Here is a 457-nt window from a genome sequence, read left to right as displayed (position 1 = left end):
TGTATAAGAGACAGCCCCTCCACCGACCCCGCCGAGATCCAGCGCCGCACCACCGAGGCCGCGCTGCTGCAACTCGGCCACGGCGCCACCGCCATCCGCACCCACGTACGCATCGGCGACGTCACCGGCCTCCGCGCACTGGAAGCCGTCCTCGCCGCCCGCCGCGCGCTGCGCGGACTCACCGAACTCACCACCGCCGCCGTCCCCCGCCTCCTCACCGGCACCGCCGGCGCCGACAGCGCCGCCATGCTGCGCGACGCCGTCAAGATGGGCGCCACCGCCGTCGGCGGCTGCCCCGACCTCGACCCCGACCCCGCCGGCTACACCGAGACCATCCTGGAGATCGCCGCCGAACACGGCTGCGCCGTCGACCTCCACACCGACGCCGACGACCCCGCCCGCCTCGCCAGACTCGCCGCCATGACCGCCGGCCTCCGCCCCGCCGTCACCCTCGGCC

General features: G+C 75.9%; 1 pseudogene. It reads left to right on the top strand.

Annotation, left to right across the window (positions count from 1 at the left end):
• A pseudogene (locus GL263_RS27800) lies at positions 1 to 457 on the top strand (hydrolase); the annotation flags it as partial.

Source organism: Streptomyces durbertensis (assembly GCF_014156695.1).
In the GTDB taxonomy this organism is placed as follows: Bacteria; Actinomycetota; Actinomycetes; order Streptomycetales; family Streptomycetaceae; genus Streptomyces; species Streptomyces durbertensis.
This window is presented reverse-complemented; position numbering and strand designations above follow the sequence as displayed.